This is a genomic window from Hyphomonas sp., from assembly GCF_037969335.1.
Taxonomy (GTDB): Bacteria; Pseudomonadota; Alphaproteobacteria; order Caulobacterales; family Hyphomonadaceae; genus Hyphomonas.
In genome coordinates this window covers 1-3,307 of the sequence record NZ_JBBKXE010000079.1, presented here as the reverse complement: position 1 = coordinate 3,307, position 3,307 = coordinate 1, and the positions used below count along the sequence as shown (strand labels likewise).

Below are 3,307 nucleotides of genomic sequence, written 5' to 3'. Positions count from 1 at the left end.
GCTTCCGGGCGATAACGTGAAAATGGATGTCGAGCTGATCCAGCCGATCGCCATGGACAAGGGCCTGCGCTTCGCCATCCGCGAAGGCGGCCGCACCGTCGGCGCCGGCGTGGTGTCCGAAATCAAGAAATAGGGACTGGTTCCAGTTCTGACGGCAAAGGCCGCTTCCGGAAGGAGGCGGCCTTTTTCATTGCGCGGGATTTCGGGGCGCGGCGATGGCGGCAAGACAGAAACTTTGGCGCGGGGATGGTGCCTGCGCGCCGCGGCACTTAGGCTCCGGAAAAACAGAAACCGGAAAGGGGAGACGCGCATGGTCATGGGGACAACAGGATTGAGGCGATCCATTTTGCAGATGGCAGGCGCCGCGACGGCGCTGGCCGTATTGGCCGCCTGCGCGCATCCGGTCATTGAGGACACGGCGGCGCACCGGATGGACATGGCCCGGGCCGCGCACCAGAACAGCCTGGTGCTGGACGGGCACGCCGACATCGTCGTGCCGTCGACATCGCTGAGCTATCAGGGGCCGGATGGTCGGTCGAAAGTGGCGCCGGACAAGCTGGCAGCGGGCGGGGTTGGCGCGGTTGTCATGTCTGTCGCGGTCGGGCCCGGCCCACGCACGCCGGAAGGCGACGCCGCCGGCCGCGCGGAAGCAGACGAAAAGCTGGCCGCGATTCGCGCGCTGGATGCGGCACATGAATCGCTCGCCATCGCCACCACGCCTGAAGAGGTGCAGGCGATCCGCGCACGCGGGCAGACGGCGGTGATCCTGGGCTTCCAGAACGCCCGGTTGCTGGAAGGCGATGTCGCGGCGCTGGATACATTCCATGCGGCGGGTGTGCGCGTGTTCGGGCTGAACCATATGGGGCACAATGATTTCTCCGACAGCTCGCGCCCGATATATGATGGTGACACGAAGTCCTATGAGGTCGAGGCCGAACATGGCGGCCTGTCGGCACTGGGCGTGCAGGCCATTGAACGAATCAATGCGCTGGGCGGGATCGTCGACGTGTCGCAAATGTCGCAAGATGCGACGCTGCAGGCCATTGCCCTGTCGACGTCTCCGGTGATTGCCAGCCATTCGAACGTGCGGGCTCTGTCGGACGTGTCACGCAACCTGTCTGACGAAGAGATGGACCGGATCGGCGAGACCGGCGGCGTGATCCATGTCGCGGCCTTCGGCGCATACCTGGTGGACCTGTCCGATCCGGACCTGCTGGCCCGGATCCGGGCTGTGCGGCGTGAGGCGGGCCTGCCGGAAACCTATTCCTATCCGTATGAGCTTTATTGGGAGTTGCATGACCCGGCGGAGAAAACCGCCTTCCTGACAGCGATGCGCGATGTCATCGGACGGGGCAGTGTCGACCGCATGATGGACCATATCGATTATATCGTTGCGCGCATCGGGGTCGACCATGTCGGGATCGGGACCGACTTCAATCATGGCGGCGGGGTCGAGGGCTTCAACGAGGCCGATGAGGCGTTCAATGTGACGCTGGCGCTGGTCGATCGCGGGTATTCGGCCGCTGATATCGAGAAGATCTGGGGCGGCAATTTCCTGCGCGTGTTTCAGTCCGTCTCGCCCGCACCGGCCGATTGACGCGCCGCTTCGGCGCTCCGGCGCACTGCGAGCTGCTGGAGGTTGTCTTCGTGGTCGCCGCGATCGATGCGGTAATAGCCGACGGCGATGATCATGCATGTCCATAGCAGGAGAAGCGTCGGCGCATAGCATGCGCCGAGCCGCCACAGGGTTTCCGGTGAGACGTCGCCGACCGCAGCGCCCTGCGGGAAGGAAACGAATGAAAGGATAAGCCCGGCCGAGAATGCGCCGAGACCCTGAGTGGCCTTGCGCGTGAAGGTGACGGCGGCGAAGAAGACGCCTTCCGACCGGCGACCGGTCCTGAGTTCGCTCTGCTCCACAAGGTCGGCGATCATCGAATAGAGCACGGCCTGAAGCGCGATGATGAGGGCGACGTCAATTGTGTTGATCGTGGCAACGATGGGATAGAGGAGGGGGTCGCCATTGGCGGGCATCAGGCCGATGAGGCGCAGGATGACCGGGGCAGGGGCCATCGTGAAGGCAATCACGCCGAGCCAGATGACGCCTCGCTTCTTGCCGAACCGCTTCACGATCCGTGGCGCGACGAGCAGTCCGATCAGTGCCGAGAGAAAGACCAGCAAGGTCCACAGGAATATCTGGCTGCCCGAGAAGCCCCAGAAATAGGTCAGCATGAGGAAGGCGAGCGCGGCGGACAGGCCGGACGCGACCGCGCCGAACAGGGTGGCGATGAACAGGGCGAAGAAGGACCGGTCGCCCAGCGTTTCGAAGACTTCCTTGAAAATGGTGCCGAGGCCGATCTTTCGGCGCGGCGGCGGCGCGTGAAAATACTTGATCTGGGAATGCGTCCCGAGGGCAGAGATCATGATGGCCAGGAAAATCAGGACCGATGAGATGATGCCATAAGTGGCATAGCCGTCCCGGTTGAGCGTGCCGACCGGGTATTTGTCTGTGGCGACGAGGAGCACGCCGAACATGAGAACGCTCATGAGATTGCCGCCGGTCCAGCCGAAGTAAAGCCGCCAGGCCTGCAGCTTGGTGCGTTCGTCATAGTCCTGCGAGAGTTCGGGCATCAGCGACGAACTCGGCGTTTCATAGAAGGTAATGAATGTGCGGATCAGGATGGCGAGCAGGAGCAGGTACCAGAACATCTGCCCGTCACTGAGGTCCGGTGGGTTCCAGAGCAGGAAGTAGCTGACCGATACCGGAATCGCCGCCGCGTACATGAACGGATGCCGACGCCCCCAGCGCGATCGCCAATTGTCTGACACGTACCCAACCACCGGGTCGCTGATGGCATCGACCACGAGCGCGATAAAAATGGCGAGGCCGACCAGACCAGGCTCGACGCCAACCACCGTGCCGTAAAAGAGAAGCAGGAAATAGCCGAAGCCAGCGTCTTTCACGCCATAGGCCACAGAGCCAAATCCATAAGCGATCCGGGTGGGCAATGATGTACGGTGCGCGGTTGCAGAGTTCATCGTGCGACCACTGTAACCAGCCCGATGCGGGTGTCATCCCTAATCGGACGGTCTTGGCGTTGGGTAAAGCTGAGCGGCTGTTTCAGGTCTCCATTTCGGTGAGCCGGTGCTGCGGGAGACTGTTTTTCCGCCCAGGGTGTATTTATTGGAACGTGGCGGGGAACTGCTTTAGGGGTGGAATCAATGAGTATTGCGAGGATGGCGGGATGAAGCAGTGGGTGATCGCGGGGGCCGTTCTGGCCGTCAGTCTTTCGGCATGTGGTGGAGGCGG

The 3,307-nt window shown here is 62.5% G+C and carries 2 protein-coding genes and 1 pseudogene; 2 read left to right on the top strand and 1 reads right to left on the bottom strand.

What is annotated here, in order from left to right:
• Together tuf and AADA04_RS06340 are read left to right on the top strand one after the other, a co-directional pair.
• Positions 1-133 (top strand): annotated as a pseudogene (gene tuf / locus AADA04_RS06345) (elongation factor Tu); the annotation flags it as partial.
• Positions 134-310: 177 nt separating this feature from the next.
• The gene (locus AADA04_RS06340) at positions 311-1,597 is read left to right on the top strand and encodes a membrane dipeptidase (protein ID WP_340692408.1); all 1,287 of its coding nucleotides are present in this window, start codon (positions 311-313) and stop codon (positions 1,595-1,597) included.
• Here the strand turns inward: AADA04_RS06340 and AADA04_RS06335 are convergent.
• Positions 1,567-3,036 (bottom strand): MFS transporter, encoded by a 1,470-nt coding sequence (locus AADA04_RS06335; RefSeq protein ID WP_340692407.1) that lies wholly within the window; start codon positions 3,034-3,036, stop codon positions 1,567-1,569. The two genes, AADA04_RS06340 and AADA04_RS06335, sit on opposite strands and share 31 nt — an antisense overlap.
• Positions 3,037-3,307: the final 271 nt, after the last annotated feature.

What these genes read in the sequence shown, in the direction of transcription:
- AADA04_RS06335 (WP_340692407.1), bottom strand. Translation starts at nt 3,036, where the DNA reads ATGAACTCTGCAACCGCGCACCGTACATCATTGCCCACCCGGATCGCT.
- AADA04_RS06340 (WP_340692408.1), top strand. Translation starts at nt 311, where the DNA reads ATGGTCATGGGGACAACAGGATTGAGGCGATCCATTTTGCAGATGGCA.